Consider the following 15,382-nt stretch of genomic DNA (forward strand, 5'->3'; position numbering starts at 1 on the left):
CAAATAACAGTTGATTTTGTCATCTATTTTAAGAGAGATACCTGTTTAATGAATACGCCTACTTTAGTAAATTCTGCGCTCGTAGAGCCTAAAAAAACACCGATCACTTATAAAATAATGGTGATGGTAAGTATTATTGTTTTTGTAGGCGGCAGCTTAACAGGCATTATGACTTACACAAATGTAGGTATAACTGAGCATTTTTATATGGATTGGTTTACCTCGTTTTTAAGTGCGGTGTTGGTTATGGCTCCTGTGGGGTTAGCAATGACAGCCCTTATGAATACCTTGGTGGCTAAGTTATTACCAAAAGCAAGTGAGCTAAAACGTAATTTAGTGATTAGTGTTTTTATGGCGCTTACCATGGAGTCGCTAATGGCGTTTGTAACCGCTAGTAACAATATAGGTTTTGCCAATATGCGCTTATTTTATACCGCGTGGGTAGAGGGGTTATTAGCCGCGCTACCCATTGGTTTAACATTAATGCTTGTTATGTCGGTTACTGTAAAACCTAAATTAGAGCGATTTTTAAAAAGCTAAATTGCGCTTTTTAAAAATGTTGCCGTGCGGCTATGCTCAGATTGAGCCACATCTTCTGGTTTACCTTGAGCAACAATTAAGCCGCCTTCGTCGCCGGCTCCTGGACCAATATCAATAACCCAATCACTGTTACTGGCAACTTGCATATCGTGCTCAACCATAATTACGGTGTTGCCCGCATCAACTAAGCCATTTAACTGCGCCATTAACATGGCTACATCTTTTGGGTGTAGGCCGGTGGTTGGTTCATCTAAAATATACAGCGTATCGCCGCGCTGCGCACGTTGCAGCTCTGTGGCAAGCTTTATGCGCTGGGCCTCTCCGCCCGAAAGCTCAGTAGCAGGTTGCCCTAAACGTAAATAGCCAAGGCCTACTTGTAAGAGCGCATTTAGCGCACGTAAAATAGCGGGTTCATTGGCAAAAAATGTATGCGCTGACTCCACCGTTAAATTAAGCACATCGGCAATGGTTTTATCTTTATAGGTAATGTCGAGTGTTTTTTGGTTGTAGCGCTTGGCGTTACACACAGGGCAAGGCGAATACACGCTAGGTAAAAATAACAGCTCAATGCTTACAAAACCTACGCCTTCGCAGTTGTCGCAACGGCCTTTTTTCACATTAAACGAAAAACGACCTGCATCGTATTTACGCGCTTTTGCCTCTTTGGTATTGGCAAACAATTTACGTACGTGATCGAACAAACCAGTGTAAGTAGCAAGGTTTGAGCGAGGCGTGCGGCCAATGGCTTTTTGATCAACCGTTATTAGGCGCTTTATATGCTCAAGGCCTTCGGTAATTTTGCCATGGGTTGGTGTTTGGAGTTCTTGATCAAGCAAGTCGGCTTCATCGGTAGGCATTGGCGGCGGCGTTTTTTGTCCTAAAGCATCTTGAATAAGCTCGACTAAGGCTTGGCTTACTAAGCTTGATTTACCTGAGCCAGAAACCCCCGTAACACTTGTAATAACCCCAAGCGGAAATTCGGCACTGATGTTGTGTAAATTGTTACGCTCAATACCACTTAGCTTAAGCCAGTCTGCTGGAGTACGTTGTGTTTGATGATTTGGCTTTGCGTTATTGTTATGCTTAAAAAGATATTGACTTGTATGTGAGTTGCTCACTTGCTCTAAGCCTTCAACAGGGCCGCTGTAAACAATATTACCACCATGCGAACCCGCATTTGGCCCTACATCAACCACCCAATTGGCGTGGCGAATTACACTTGTATCGTGCTCGACCACAAATACTGAGTTACCAGCCGCTATTAGTTCATCTAGGGCGCTTAAAAGTGCTTGCGTATCGGCTGGGTGTAAACCTGCCGAAGGTTCATCTAGCACATACACAACACCAAATAATTTTGAGCGAATTTGCGTTGCAAGCCGTAAGCGTTGCAATTCCCCAGCTGATAACGATGGCGTAGTACGCTCAAGCGATAAATACCCTAAACCAAGTTTAGTGAGTGCTTCTACGCGTTTGATAATGTCGCTTGTGATGCGCTTTGCCACAATGGCTTTTTCGGGGTTGGCTGCGTTACTTTTAGCGGCGTTATTGGCAGCAATGCTGAGTTTTTCTGCCAGCTCGCCAAGTGTTAACTGCGAAATTTCGCCTATATCAAGGCCTGCTACTTTAACCGATAACGACTCTTTTTTAAGTTTTTTTCCTTCGCACTGCGGGCATTGTGATATTTGCATATACTGCGACACGCGCTTTTTAGTGCGTGGGCTTTGAGTGCTCGCAAATGATTGTAAAACAAAGCGTTTAGCACTTATAAATGTACCCATGTAGCTGGGGCTTTCTTCATTTTTAATAGCCGCTTGGGTTTGCTCAAGCGTGTACTCGGGAAACACGGGTACTGTGGGCGTGTCGTCGGTAAACAAAATCCAATCACGGGCTTTTTTAGGCAGGGTATTCCACGGTTTATTAATATCGTAACCTAACGAGGTAAGAATACGGCTTAGGTTTTTACCTTGCCAAGCTGGCGGCCATGCTGCAATGGCGCGCTCTTTAATTGATTTAGTCGGGTCGGGCACTAACAGCTCTTCGGTTACGTTAAATACACGGCCAATACCATGGCACTCTGGGCAGGCGCCTTGTGGCGTGTTAGGCGAAAATGCATCTGCATACAGTATACCTTGCCCTTTGGGGTATTCTCCCGCGCGTGAGTAAAGCATTCGCAGCGCGTTAGAAATAGTGGTTACACTACCCACCGATGAACGTACCGAGGGTGCACCACGCTGTTGTTGTAATGCTACCGCGGGTGGCAGCCCTTCAATCGAATCTACATCAGGCTCATCTACTTGGTCTATTAACCTGCGCGCATAAGGCGATACCGAATCAAGATAACGATGCTGTGATTCGGCAAATAATGTTCCAAAGGCGAGCGATGATTTACCCGAGCCCGATATACCAGTAAAAACAACAAGTGAATTACGGGGCAAGTTTACATCCACATTTTTTAAGTTATGAACACGCGCGCCTCGTACTTGAATGCTGTGCTCAGGGTTTAATAAAGCCGATTGCGCATTACTAACCTCATGTGAATTTTTAGGTGTGGTTGCCATGTAATTTACTCCTGTTTAATAACCATGTGTTTATTAACGTGCCGCAAAGTATTAATACTAAAGGGGAGTCACTGAATGAGCGCTTAGTTAGTTTGCTAAGCTTTTAATAGAGTGTTTACATAATAGGTAAAAACTGCGAGTATAAATTTCAATCAAGTATTCACACATCTAAATTTAAAAGGACGTTTAATTGTGGCAAAAATTGTCGTTAGCTTTTTATTTTTATTGGTACTTTGCGCCAATGTGTGTGCAGCGCAAAATAATGTACTAAACATTGACCGAGCCATACCAAATAGCATGCACTTATCGTTTCCAAACGATAATAATATAACGCCTAAAAAGTCTGACTTTTCTATTGCAAACTATGTACTTATGAGCAACGAAATAGGAGAGCGTTGGGCGGTTATAACCCTTACTAATTTAGCCTCTGGCAAGCGAGAGCTTAATCAAGAACACGTGTTAGCGCTGTTTGCAGATGGCAGCAGGCTAACACCAAGTGAATTTAAATTAGGCTTTAAAGGCAATCAAACACAGTCGGTAACGGTATCGTTTGCTGAGCATACGTTTCCTATTTTAAGTGTGTATACCAGTAATGATCAGTAACATGTTTTTAGATAAGTTAAATATGTAGCAATTGCTTTAGTTTATCGGCACCGGCTCTGCTGGTGCTTAGTTCAGATTTAATATCATCATTTACAATCACCATCAATTTGCCATTAAACCAACGCTGTATTTCTTTAATGTGGTCAACGTTAACCAAATAACTTCGATGAATTCGTACAAAGTTTTTTGCTACTAGGGCATGTTCAAGTTGATCGAGTGTATCGCTTAAGTGATGAAATGTATCGCCATTCCACGCCAAACTATTGCCTTGCTCCGATTTAATAAATTTAATGTCACTTGGGGAGAGTAAAAATATCCGCTCACCGTTTTTACTAATGAGCTTATTTATGGTGTTTTTGGTTAATGTAAAGGTTTGCTCGTGTTCTGGGTTGTTAACTTGGCAGTGGGCACGCTGTAGCTCTAGTTGCTGCTGCGCTTTAGCGAGAGCTTTTTTTAATCGAGCAATAGGAAAAGGTTTGAGTAAGTAGTCAGTTGAGGCGTGCTCAAAAGCTTCAATTGCAAATTTGTCATACGCGGTTGTGTAAATAATAATGGGCTGGTAGTTAAGTAAATCAATAAGTTCTAAGCCGTTAATTTCAGGCATTTGTATATCAAGTAATACCACATCCGGAGTTAGCTCATTAATTAATGTTATGGCCTCTTTGCCATTTGTGGCCATACCCACTACTTCAACATGCTCCATTAAACTCAATTGATGGCTTAATTTTTCGCGAGCGGGAAGCTCGTCATCGGCAAATAATACGCGCATTTTAGTCACTGTATTTGGCTGGTTTTTGCTGCTCATAGTGTTAGCTCCAACGTAACCACTGCACCATTATTATTGCTCAGTAGTACCTTACTTTTACCAAGTTGTTTAACGCGCTTGAGTATGTTTTTCATTCCTACACCACTGCCATGGCCGTGTTTTATAACATCGCTCGAAAAACCCTTACCGTTATCGCTAATTTGTATTTTAACGCCGTTAGGTAGCTCACTAAGCGTTATATTAAGTATTAACGACGTTTGTTTGGCGTTATGTTTAATGGCGTTTTCAATAATTGGTTGAATAAGTAGCGGGGGCAGCGATATGTTTTTAAGCGTATTGGGAATGTGGTAATTAACCTGAAGTTTATCGCCAAAGCGGGCTTTTTCAATATTTAGGTACTTTTCTATTATTGTAAGCTCTTGCTGTAAAGGTATTTGTTGTTGCTCTGCCGTGTCGAGGGAGTACCTTAAAATATCAGCCAGTTCATGCAGTACTTCATCGGCTAAATCAGGGTTTGTATGAATATAAGCCGAAATTGTATTTAAGCTATTAAACATAAAATGTGGGTTTAGTTGGTAGCGCAATGTAGCAAGTTGGGCTTGTTTAAGCGCGTGTTTTTCGGCTGTTGCGCGTTTTTTGTTTTCAATAAAAATACTGGTAAAGTAAATACACGAGCCCCAAAGTAAGCCGTTAAAAACAACAAACACCCCCATCGATTTGTGCCCATCAAAAAGCTGTGTGAGAACTATATCGGTAAGCACATTACCAAGTGCCATAAATACAACTGCAATTAACCATTCAAACGCTATTTTGTTAATGTGTTTATTGCGCAGGTAAAAAATAACAGCTGCTGCACTCCAAACAGGAACCCAGTAAAAAGTAACAAACCACACCGTAGCAGCGAGTGCACTACCCGCAGTAAAGGGCGAAGAGTTAGCAATTATGAGCCCAAGGGCATAAGCAATATCTACAACAAGTAAAATAAAAAAGCTGTATTTATAAAAGGGATGTTTGAGCATAGTAGGTGCTTCTTTTTGTAATTGATTAAACCATAACAAAAAACAGTCAAAACCCAAAGAGTTTGTGTTTTGACTGCTACTCTTTTAAAAGTAAGTTAGCTCTTTGATTTGTAGTGTATTTTTTAATGGCTCATTACTTGCGCCTGGCATTTTTCGCCACATTAAGTTAACCCCAGTTAATTCAGTGGCCGACCACGTAACGGGGCTACCAAAGCCAAATTGTTTAAATGTAGTGAAAGGAATATCAAGCGTTGTCCACTCATCGCGCGGTTTTAAAAGTACACTAAAGTGATCCCAATCTTTTACATCACTATGATAAACAGACAAGGCAAAAGGCGTGCTTGAACCTTTATATGTTAGTCGAATACCTTTAAATGATGAGGCATCAGCCGGCGATGTAAATTTTATTTCAGCGCCTGCCCATGCGCCAAAGCTGGTTGGCTTTGTAATGGTTGTATCTATAGTTAAGCTGTTTTTATTTGTGGTAAGTGTTGCCACAGACTGACCACCCATTACCGAGTCGCTCAAGGTTTGCCATGGTGTATCACCGGTAAAATCATCAATAACATGTTGCGCTTGGCTGCTTTTAACTTCTTCATTACAGGTAGGGCCTTGTGGTGTTATAGCCTTGTTTTGCGCAATTAGGGCTGGGCGGTCTACTTGTATACCTGATTTGTAAACCTCTGAGATAGTGTGAATGTGGTTTATATCATCAAGCGGGTTTTGCTTAAGCAGTACAAAGCTTGCCTCAAAGCCTTTAGCCAGCTTGCCAATGCTCTCGGCTTTATTAATCGCTTTTGCGCCGTTAACTGTGGCTGCATTAATTATTTCACCATTTGTTAAGCCTGCTTTTTTAAGCGCATCTAGCTCGTTATGTAACCCAGTACCGTGCAGCGTGTAAGGGTTTCCGGCATCAGATCCTGTGCCTATAGTAATATTAGCTTTATGTAGCTTTTGTATATTTGCATAAGCGGTTTTACGCTCCTCCCACGCGTGTTCTTTCCATTTTGAAGGTGCAGGCACGTTGTCAAACAAACACCCTTGAAGCTTTTCGGGAATGGTTTTTAGTAACTCGCTTTGTGAGCTTATAGTATGGTTATGCTTTTCATCGCTATGGTTATGATACACCGCAAGGGTAGGAATATAGGTTACATTATGCTGTTTCATTAGCGTAATAAATTCATCGTCAATCGCTTCGCTATTAATACCGTGCGCTAGAGCCGTTGCACCGGCTTTAATAGCGCGTTTACCATCATTCAGTGTAGAAACATGCACAAAATACGGTAAATTAGCCGCTTTAGAGCGTTTACCTAGCTCGCTTAATTGGCTATCAGTTAACGATTTACCCACACCGCCAAAGGTTTCTATAACTGCTTTAGTTACATGTGGATTAGTGCTTATATGTTTTTGCCATAGTGCTGCTATGTCTTCATCTTTTACAATTTCGTATGCGTGGCCGCCAAACTGCGTGCCATGCCCACCAGGGTTGGTAAACAAAGTACCCGCATAAAAAAGGTTAGGGGTTAGTTGGGCTGCTTTTAATTGAGCGGCTTCGTTTAGGGTTTGCTCAAACGAAAACAAATCAACAATATTAGTTACGCCTAAATACAAATTAGAATTAAAGTGCGATTGAACCGGCAAATACTGAAACTCAGTAAAGTTACTGCCCGATGAACCCAAATGTACATGTAAATCAATTAAACCAGGTATTGCATATTGGTTGTTAGCATCAATAGTTTTATCTGCGTTTTGTAGTGGATCAGTCGCTTTAGTAATACTTACTATTTTACCCTCGTCAATATACAGCGAACTCGGCGCAGAAAAGCTTTGCGAACTACTTTGGTATAAGCGAATGTTGTCGACCCGCAGGTCAATGGCATACGCACTAAAGTGGCTTGTCAAACTCAGTGCTATAACTGTTTTTGTAATAATGTTCATGACTATATTCCTTATCAATAAATAGGTATTTGGCGTTTTGTTGATAAGAAATTTAGCGACTTTTATAACCTGCTTCATTAATGTTTATCTGAATCGACATTATTAGAGGTTGAACCGACACAAAAGTAAATAAGCGTTGTGGTGGGAGAAATTAACTTTATTGTATTACTTTGTTTATATGCTTAATATGTAGCTAAAAGTGAAACGAATTTAATCAAGATATTACACTTACAATAGTCAAACGCTAGTATCATAAATTATAAAAAAGTCATGGAAGATCAATGAATAGTATAAAGTTAATACTTTTTTCACTTGCCTTAGTTTTGGCTCCTTTACAGCTTTTAGCTGAGCAACAGCTCCCAACTCAATTTGATAATAATCGCATAATTTTAATCCCGGAACTTACTAGTGGCAAAAAGCTAAGATTTTTTACAGATACCGGCGGTGGGTGGAATGCCATTTCGAAAGAACTTCACCAGCAATACAATTGGCCAACAATCATAAAAATAGCAGATGGCGAAGAGTATACCTTGTCAGAAATGCCTAAGTTTAAAGCAGAAGCGGAAATACCTACAGGTGGCATTGAAAATTTCATGGGCGGATATTTGTTTATAGCCCCTGAAGCAGAAATATCAACAGGGCAACAGTTTGATGGCTTTTTAGGTGGTCGATGGCACGCAGAAAAAATTATTAAAATTGATTATGTAAATGAATCAATGTTTATTTTTGATTCTCTTGATGAAGTTAACTTAAACAAATTCAAAAAAGTAAAATTAGGTTTTCAAAAAGACTCTCAACAAAAATACACCACAGCATTTCCTAGGATGAGTATAAAAGTTCAAGGAATAGAGTATCAAATGTTATTAGATACTGGTGCAACATCAACCTTAACCAATAGCGCAAAAAAACAAATACAGAGTAAATCGAATGTGGTTGGTACTTCTTTTATTGCAGCTAGTGTTTTTGATAATTGGAAAACCAACAATCCAGGTTGGACTGTTATCGAGAAAGCTGAGCATGGTACCGAGGAAGCTATGATTAAAGTACCTCTTGTCATTGTTGCCGAACAAAGTATTGGGCCTGTTTGGTTTACAAGAAGAGAGGATAATAACTTTCATGAGTTTATGTCTTCAATGATGGATAAAAAAATTGATGGCGCATTGGGTGGTTCAGGCCTCAAATATTTTGAACTAGTAATAGATTATATCGACGAGCATGCTTATTTTAAGGCAAAGCTTTAAATTTAATCATGTTTGAATGGTTTTTAAAGGCGGGTATGGGCGATAACCGGACACTGAAAAGTTAAATATATTCCTACTCCTTTGAGTAGAACCCAAATTTTGTCCGATAACATTATTAAACGCCGTTTTGGGGCAAATAACATGTTTAATTCCTAGCTGTTTTAATTACATATTTACAAAGGTAATTATTGGTGAAATTATCAGGGTATGTATATATGCCGTTTGGGTGTGTTATAAACCAGTAAAATATTGTTCAATAAGCTGTTAGCACTAAAAAATCCGAATTAAGGAGTCAGATATATTAGTCTATTAGAAGCTAGGAAGTCCATGCGTCACAATCACAACGCCTACAAATACCTTGAAAAACTACAAAAGCGAATGAGCAAAGCCAAAGCACTGCCAGCGCTTGCACATAAGCTTGGTCGCTGTGTTTATTATATGCTTAAAAAAGAGACGGTATTCGATGAAGCGAAATTCTTAAAGAGTTAGTAACGGTACTGAGTGAGCTGAATACCTAACAGGATCACAATGATGATACCAGTCGCCTTGAATTGTGCCATGATGAGGTTAACCGTTGAATGTCTAGTACCCCAGTTACCCCAAAAAGATATGGAAAAAAGTAGGCTGCTATGAGATCGCAATAAGAGATTACTGCGTAACTGACCCTATATGTGTTTGTCGTAAGTTACTTGCTTAACAGCCACATCGACAGCCGAAGTAAACGAATTTGTTTATTGATTTAGAATTGACCGTCAATGTATAAAAACGGTCAAAAAGAATACTAGTGCCAATTGACAGAGATAAGGCTCATATGTGTTATTTTAACGGTTTAGAGGTTTAAACTAACTTGCTCATTCTATCTTCAAGTGCTTTCTTTAGTTCAAACGAACCTTTGCTTAATAAAGCAAGATGATTACTCCAATTATTTGAATCCAAATCTACCTGAGCCAGTGTTAAACTTGGTGTTGAGTTAAATCGCCCTTCAATAACGGCTTTGTCTATTTTGGTAAAGCTTTTTTTAAGAGGCTTGTGGCCGGAGTCTAATTTTTCTAGATGTTTTTTTAGTTCTGGGATATAGGCACGAATAAGCATTTTTAGCTCACTCATTTCAACGCCAGGGTGGCACCTTTTATCAATATATATACTAGAATTATAAGGTAAGAAAATTTGTGCATTACTTACTTCTCGTTTGTGCCCGTCGTATATTAGCTGGCAGAGTTCGTATGCCCTTTCTAATTTGCTGGAAAGTAAAGTGATTTTTCTAGAGTTATCGCTAACCCTGAATTGAAAAATCCCCCCTAAAATTGAAATAAGGGAACCTAAAAGAATTAGAAGTAGTGGATTTAATGCCTTTAATATTTCTACCATTGGTCAAATTCCATTTCAGTAAATACAACACCATGTTATCAGGCTAAATATAATTCACTAGGATAAGCGACGAAGGAGTAAAAACCAACTATAATTTTTTCATTTTTAACTGCTTATAGGGCTATCTCACGCCTAGATCCTTTTTAGCATTATCAACTAAAATACCAACACATTCTTCAGCAACCTCTCGGATATTAGCTATTCTCGTAGTCTGCACACCATCACGTTCAGCTGAATAAAGGCGATTGTTAAAGTCAAAAATTGCCTTGTATGACTCTTTGTTTAAAAAAAGCTCACCTAAATTTACTTGTGCTTGTAAGTGAGATCTTGCTACGTGAAATTCTGACTCATTAATTTTAATTTGTTCTCTTGTATAGGATACTTCTTCAAACTCAATATCTAAATGGCTATCACAATACACAATTAAGCTATTTAATGCTTTAATCGAGCCCAAGTAGCAAGATAACTTAATATCCCACCATTTTTCTGTCCGATACTTCTTTAAAGCTAAATGGACAGACAAAAATGCTGTTGGTATAGCGACCAAAATTGAAGTTATTAATTTATTTATCGTGATGAACTCATCCATGATTTAATACCCTAATGCCGTTTAAAGCGCCAAATTAAAGTTGGCTAAAATAAGTGAGACACGAACAAAAAGTCAACTGCTTTTTACCAGTTTGAATAAATGGGGTCGAATAAATGCAATAAATGGGGTCAAATCTTGACTTCAGAAATTATAACTCCAGAGCGTCTGCAATTGGCACTCTCCAGTCACTCGACAACATAAAATGTGATAATAATTGGCAAGGTATTTTACTGTGTCGGATGGCGCTTCGCTTATCCGACCTACACTTACACAAAGCTGCTTATTTGGATTCACCTACTACCCAAAATAAAACGCTTATTCCACACTAATACCTTGGCTTAAAAGGTACTCAACTGCTGCATCAGTATGGGGCTTAAACGCCTTCCAACGGCCGATTGCTTTGTTGTTAAGTGGTTGGCGTACTTGTACTTTACTAGCCGTAGATACCGGTGCGGTGTTTAAGTGAAAGTCTATACACTGTGCTTGCCACTCTAAATTACAAAAGCTAACTAGCTCTTTTATTTGCTGCTCGGGCTGGGCGACTAGTTCTTCGTATTTTACTAATTTTATATTGCTGTGCAGGGCGCTAAAGTGCTGCATGAGTTTGTAAAAGCGGCTATAAAATTTGGCAGTGTCGAGTAAATCGAGCGAGTATGTGTAGTAGGGGTTATTAATGGTAAATAACTGGCGATAGTTACCAATGCAGGTGTCCATTGGGTCGCGTAGCATACAAATAATTTTAGCGTTTGGCAGGGCTTTAGTTATTAAGTCGATATAAAAAAAGTTAAACGGGAGTTTATCTATAAAGTGCTTATGGCTGCCGGTGGTTACGCGAGTGGCGTTTAAATACGTTGTCCCAAGCTGATTAAAATCAAGCTCGTATGCTTTAGTGAGTGTTTGAGTATCGAGTACATGCGGTGTTTGAGTTTGGCTTAATTTTTTAACGCTTAGGCCAAAGTCTTGTAATTCACCAGCTGATTGTACGTCGCTGTGGCTCGATAAAATACGCTCAACCAATGTGGTGCCAGAGCGGGGCATACCTAATACAAAAATAGGCTCTTGCGTTGGGCTGCCGTGTGTTAGCGCGTGTTTATGCTGCTCGCTTAAATGTTTAATGTGTTCAAATAATGCGACTGAGCTTTTATGATCAAAAGGCTGTATAGCGCGTTTAGTGGCTTTTCCTTGCTCCAGGCTGTTAAACGCATCATCAAACTTGCCTATGTCTTGGTACTCTTTTGCAAGTGCGTGGCCAATGTGTAATTTTGCATCGGGGGGTGTTACTTGCTCAAAGACGTTTTTTAAGCGTTCAATATGGTTATTTTGCTGCGTCGCTTTGGTTAAATCACTTAATGCGAAATGGCTTGCATGGTGAAGTGGGTTTAGCGCAATGGCGCTTTCAAAGGCATTTTTGGCTTGTTCAAATTGGCCTAAAAATTTAGCGCTTACCCCTAAATTATAATAAAACTGTGGTTGCGGTTTATTTGCATGGTTAGCCAGCTCAATAGCGCAGTTAAAGTAGTTTAGTGCCTCTTTGTGCAGGCCTGCTTGTGTAAGCGCTACACCTAGGGTATCTGCATCAAGACTCTTTTTTATTTGCTCAACGGGTATCGCTAAAGCGGTGTTTTTGGCTTTGGTAAGCTCACCGGTTAATGCGTAACACTTTGCAAGCTGCGCGCTGTATTCAATGCTTTTACCAAGGCTAAGGGCTTTTTCTATTAGCTTTATGGCTTTGTGAATTTGCCCTACGCGTAAATTAACCATGGCCAGTAAAAAGTAGCCATCGGCAAAGTCGCTTTTTTGAGTCACTAATTCAACGAGGGCTTTATGGGCACGTTGTATATTACCTTGGTTTAAATACTCAATGGCGCTTTGATGAAGGTGCTTTAAGTTTGGCTGCATGATGTTTGTTTTATTTATGTGTTAATAAAGAAAAAAGGCTCAAATAAATTTGAGCCTTATAACATTGTTTAAAAGTGACTATAAATTATATTTCAAATTTGTAGTTAAATTTAACGCCTACTGTTAGTGGGCGATTAATATAGTGGCCGTAGTTACGTTGTATGTCGGCGCCATTTGCTGATGTTATGTCTGCATCTGAGCGACGTACTGATGTAAATGCATATTTGTTGAATAGGTTATCAACATAAAGAGTTGTTGACCACTCATCGGCTGTTAACTTAGCAGAAATATTACTTAAGCTGTAACCTGGCAGGGTTTCACCGTTGTCGTGCAGGCCTACTCTTGTGATTACATCACTTTGTGCGGTTAAACCGTAGTTAATATCAAGGGTTTTATCGCTAAATACATCTGTTTGATAGTTTACACCCATTGAGAACTGGTGCTCAGGCGAGCCCGGTAAACGGTCGCCGTCTTCTGCGCCATCGGTGCCATCGGCATTAAATAAAAATGGGGCGTCTGAGGTTAGCTCTGCTTTAGTGTATGCGTATGTTGCGTACACGGTAAACGAGTCAGATAAAATAGCACGGGTAGATAGCTCAATACCTTTTGCGTTGGCAGAGCCTGCGTTAGATAAGTACGGTAATTGACCTACATCTGTTGCGCCTGCAATTTGCGCATCTTCCCAATCTACATTAAATAAAGCGGCGTTAAAGTGTAATTGGCTTCTAAACCAGGTGCTTTTAAGGCCTAACTCGTAGTTTGTTGTGGTATCGGCATCGTAAAGCATTTCTTCTGGGCTACCACAACCGGCTTGGTTAGCTGGTAATGGATCAGGACATGGTGCTAAACCATTTGAGCCACCAATTCTAAAGCCTTCACTTACCGTTGCATAACCCATTACTGATGGAGTGAACTGGTATTTAGCGTTAAATTTAAATAGGCTGCCGTTGTCGTCTGCTTCATTTTTTTCAAAATTTAATGAAATCGCATCAGGTGCTGCGCCATCAAATAGGGTATTAAATAGCGGGAAGTCGACAGCAGATTCTGATTCAACGTCGTACTGGTACAAACGCATACCAATGGTCACATCTAGTTTTTCTGTTACTTGGTAACCTACTTCACCAAACAAAGCCGACTCTGTAATTTCTGTACGGTCTACAGAAAAGTACTCAAGTTGATCTGGACGAGATTGCGATGCGCCAAAGTTTTCTACGGCATAATCACCAAAGCCTGGGGTAAATTCTTTACTTGAGGCGTCTGTTTCTATTTTGTTGTAAAACGCGCCTACAATCCAATTTAGGTCGCTGTCGCTTTGCGATACTAAACGAAGCTCTTGCGTGAAGGTATCTTCTTCGTCAATTTCACGTGTGTATGATGAAAACGCAGGGAACTCTTCATAACCGTAATCTAGGCGGATAAGTAAATCGGTTTGGTCACGTTGGCCGTCGGCATCAAAGCTTGAAATACCGGTTGCCGATACAAGCTCTGCAAAACCTAGGTCGGCTTTTAGCTCAAGGCTTAGTAGTTGATCTTCTTTTTCGCGCGGCTCTTCATAACGATAAGCCGACTCGTATTTACCTACAATATCGCTTAAACCGTTATCATCGTTTAGGCTGTTGTAATGAACAATTGAACGGCCTTCGCTGTCTTGATTTTGGTAAAAGTAATTAAGTGTCCCTTCAAATGTTTCGCTTGGTTTCCAACGTACAGAAATACGGCCTGTGGTAGTTGTTTCGCCGTTAGCATCTTCAACATTTTTAATATTGCTGTTTACTTCGTCGGCGTTGCTCCAATCAGGGTCCGGTAGCGATACACCTGGCTCACGCACTGTGTAAGCATAATCAATAAAGCCTGGGTCTTCGTATACGTTTAAGCTTGCACGTACTGCAAGTTCATCTTCAATAAGTGGCAGGTTTACTATAAAGCCGCCTTCGCCGCCTAACGAGTCACTTTCTTGGGTTTGAAACATATCGCCAAATACTTCTACCGTTGTAAAATCAAGCTCTGGCTCTTTAAGCATGTAACGAATTGCGCCGCCTAATGTGCCCGCACCATAAAGGGTACCTTGTGGCCCAATAAGTACTTCAACACGCTCTATGTCTACTAAACGCATATCAACTGACACTGGAATTTCGTTAACGTATGTGGCTACGGTGCCGCCGTCTGATGATGGACCCGACGAGTTAGTGTTTAAACCACGAACTATAATCGGTGAGCCTGAGCGACCACCTTGATCGGTAATTGTTAAACCAGGTACCCAACGCGCTACATCGGCTAGTTCGCCAATGTTTTGATCTTTCATTACATCGGCATCAAGTGCGGTAATGTTTAGCGGTGCATTTTGTACAGATCCGCTGCGTCTTGTTGCTGTAACTTCGATTACTTCGAGTGATTTGTTTTTAGCGGTGGTTTCTTGTTGTGCCACAGCCGAGTTAGAAAATAAAAATGCGCCAGATACAGCGCTCGAAATAGCCAAGGTTAGCAAGCTTGGTTTAAACATAAAAAGTGATCCCCAGATTCAAAATTTAACACCAGTTAATATAAGTTAACCAGTTTATCAGGGAGTTAAAGTGGTGGGAATATTAAAATTGAATTTTAATTCACTTTTTTGGAATAAATATAGCTGGTTGCACAACAAAAAATTATATAAATATGTATAACATCCAAGCAATTGGCTAATTAAGGTACAAAGAAGCATATTATACTCGTTGAGCAAATGTAAATAGCCATTCATATTGGTTAATTACCCTAATGTATTAATACGGTTAAAAAACCTATAAGTGCCTGTTGAATGTTTTGCTCAACGGTATTTATTCTCGTTTTGACACTATAAAAGTGAAGTTTGATCCCCATTAACCCTT

At 40.1% G+C, this 15,382-nt stretch carries 11 protein-coding genes and 1 pseudogene; 4 read left to right on the forward strand and 8 right to left on the reverse strand.

Features of this window, described 5'->3' with window-relative positions; all coding sequences use genetic code 11:
• Positions 1-48 precede the first annotated feature (48 nt).
• Positions 49-540 carry a DUF2798 domain-containing protein gene (locus PSH54_RS02030; protein ID WP_273605348.1) on the forward strand — a complete coding sequence of 164 codons (492 nt, stop codon included), beginning with the start codon at positions 49-51 and terminating at the stop codon, positions 538-540.
• On the opposite strand, the gene uvrA is transcribed toward PSH54_RS02030, so the two are convergent.
• The gene (gene uvrA, locus PSH54_RS02035) at positions 537-3,098 is read right to left on the reverse strand and encodes an excinuclease ABC subunit UvrA (protein ID WP_273605349.1); all 2,562 of its coding nucleotides are present in this window, start codon (positions 3,096-3,098) and stop codon (positions 537-539) included. The two genes, PSH54_RS02030 and uvrA, sit on opposite strands and share 4 nt — an antisense overlap.
• A 192-nt stretch (positions 3,099-3,290) precedes the next feature.
• Here uvrA and PSH54_RS02040 point away from each other — a divergent pair, with 192 nt between their 5' ends.
• Positions 3,291-3,701 (forward strand): hypothetical protein, encoded by a 411-nt coding sequence (locus tag PSH54_RS02040; protein ID WP_273605350.1) that lies wholly within the window; start codon positions 3,291-3,293, stop codon positions 3,699-3,701.
• A gap of 16 nt (positions 3,702-3,717) precedes the next feature.
• Here the strand turns inward: PSH54_RS02040 and PSH54_RS02045 are convergent, their stop codons facing one another.
• Genes PSH54_RS02045 through PSH54_RS02055 form a run of 3 tightly spaced genes read right to left on the reverse strand, consistent with a single transcriptional unit; the run spans position 3,718 to position 7,424 of the window.
• Entirely contained in the window at positions 3,718-4,506 is a 789-nt protein-coding gene (locus tag PSH54_RS02045; RefSeq protein ID WP_273605351.1) for a LytR/AlgR family response regulator transcription factor, read from the reverse strand.
• Positions 4,503-5,543: a sensor histidine kinase gene (locus PSH54_RS02050; protein WP_337946976.1), complete on the reverse strand. Its 1,041-nt coding sequence runs from the start codon at positions 5,541-5,543 to the stop codon at positions 4,503-4,505. The genes PSH54_RS02045 and PSH54_RS02050 overlap by 4 nt, the downstream gene beginning before the upstream one ends.
• Before the next feature lie 27 nt (positions 5,544-5,570).
• Positions 5,571-7,424, reverse strand: a complete 1,854-nt coding sequence (locus PSH54_RS02055) for a CIA30 family protein (RefSeq protein ID WP_273605353.1) — start codon at positions 7,422-7,424, stop codon at positions 5,571-5,573.
• Positions 7,425-7,705: 281 nt separating this feature from the next.
• On the opposite strand from PSH54_RS02055, the gene PSH54_RS02060 reads away from it, so the two are divergent.
• The gene (locus tag PSH54_RS02060; RefSeq protein WP_273605354.1) at positions 7,706-8,665 is read left to right on the forward strand and encodes a hypothetical protein; all 960 of its coding nucleotides are present in this window, start codon (positions 7,706-7,708) and stop codon (positions 8,663-8,665) included.
• A gap of 345 nt (positions 8,666-9,010) precedes the next feature.
• Positions 9,011-9,154: pseudogene (locus PSH54_RS02065) on the forward strand (IS110 family transposase); the annotation flags it as partial.
• Between the two features lie 348 nt (positions 9,155-9,502).
• Here the strand turns inward: PSH54_RS02065 and PSH54_RS02070 are convergent.
• The 4 genes from PSH54_RS02070 to PSH54_RS02085 form a co-directional block, all read right to left on the reverse strand.
• Positions 9,503-10,033, reverse strand: coding sequence for a hypothetical protein (locus PSH54_RS02070; RefSeq protein WP_273605355.1), 531 nt, complete (start codon positions 10,031-10,033; stop codon positions 9,503-9,505).
• 121 nt (positions 10,034-10,154) lie between these two features.
• Complete coding sequence (locus PSH54_RS02075) at positions 10,155-10,622, reverse strand: hypothetical protein (RefSeq protein ID WP_273605356.1); 468 nt, start codon at positions 10,620-10,622, stop codon at positions 10,155-10,157.
• A 315-nt stretch (positions 10,623-10,937) separates the two neighbouring features.
• Entirely contained in the window at positions 10,938-12,521 is a 1,584-nt protein-coding gene (locus PSH54_RS02080) for a tetratricopeptide repeat-containing sulfotransferase family protein (protein ID WP_273605357.1), read from the reverse strand.
• A gap of 85 nt (positions 12,522-12,606) precedes the next feature.
• A complete protein-coding gene (locus PSH54_RS02085; protein ID WP_273605358.1) occupies positions 12,607-15,021 on the reverse strand; it encodes a TonB-dependent receptor in 2,415 nt (804 codons plus the stop codon).
• Positions 15,022-15,382 lie beyond the last annotated feature (361 nt).

Origin of the sequence: Pseudoalteromonas sp. Angola-30, assembly GCF_028599215.1 — a bacterium.
GTDB classification, from domain to species: Bacteria; Pseudomonadota; Gammaproteobacteria; order Enterobacterales; family Alteromonadaceae; genus Pseudoalteromonas; species Pseudoalteromonas atlantica.

Bases quoted from the DNA above. Each gene is read 5' to 3' on its own strand.
- PSH54_RS02070 (WP_273605355.1), bottom strand. From the start codon at position 10,033: ATGGTAGAAATATTAAAGGCATTAAATCCACTACTTCTAATTCTTTTA.
- PSH54_RS02030 (WP_273605348.1), top strand. From the start codon at position 49: ATGAATACGCCTACTTTAGTAAATTCTGCGCTCGTAGAGCCTAAAAAA.
- PSH54_RS02085 (WP_273605358.1), bottom strand. From the start codon at position 15,021: ATGTTTAAACCAAGCTTGCTAACCTTGGCTATTTCGAGCGCTGTATCT.
- PSH54_RS02055 (WP_273605353.1), bottom strand. From the start codon at position 7,424: ATGAACATTATTACAAAAACAGTTATAGCACTGAGTTTGACAAGCCAC.
- uvrA (WP_273605349.1), bottom strand. From the start codon at position 3,098: ATGGCAACCACACCTAAAAATTCACATGAGGTTAGTAATGCGCAATCG.
- PSH54_RS02075 (WP_273605356.1), bottom strand. From the start codon at position 10,622: ATGGATGAGTTCATCACGATAAATAAATTAATAACTTCAATTTTGGTC.
- PSH54_RS02045 (WP_273605351.1), bottom strand. From the start codon at position 4,506: ATGAGCAGCAAAAACCAGCCAAATACAGTGACTAAAATGCGCGTATTA.
- PSH54_RS02060 (WP_273605354.1), top strand. From the start codon at position 7,706: ATGAATAGTATAAAGTTAATACTTTTTTCACTTGCCTTAGTTTTGGCT.
- PSH54_RS02080 (WP_273605357.1), bottom strand. From the start codon at position 12,521: ATGCAGCCAAACTTAAAGCACCTTCATCAAAGCGCCATTGAGTATTTA.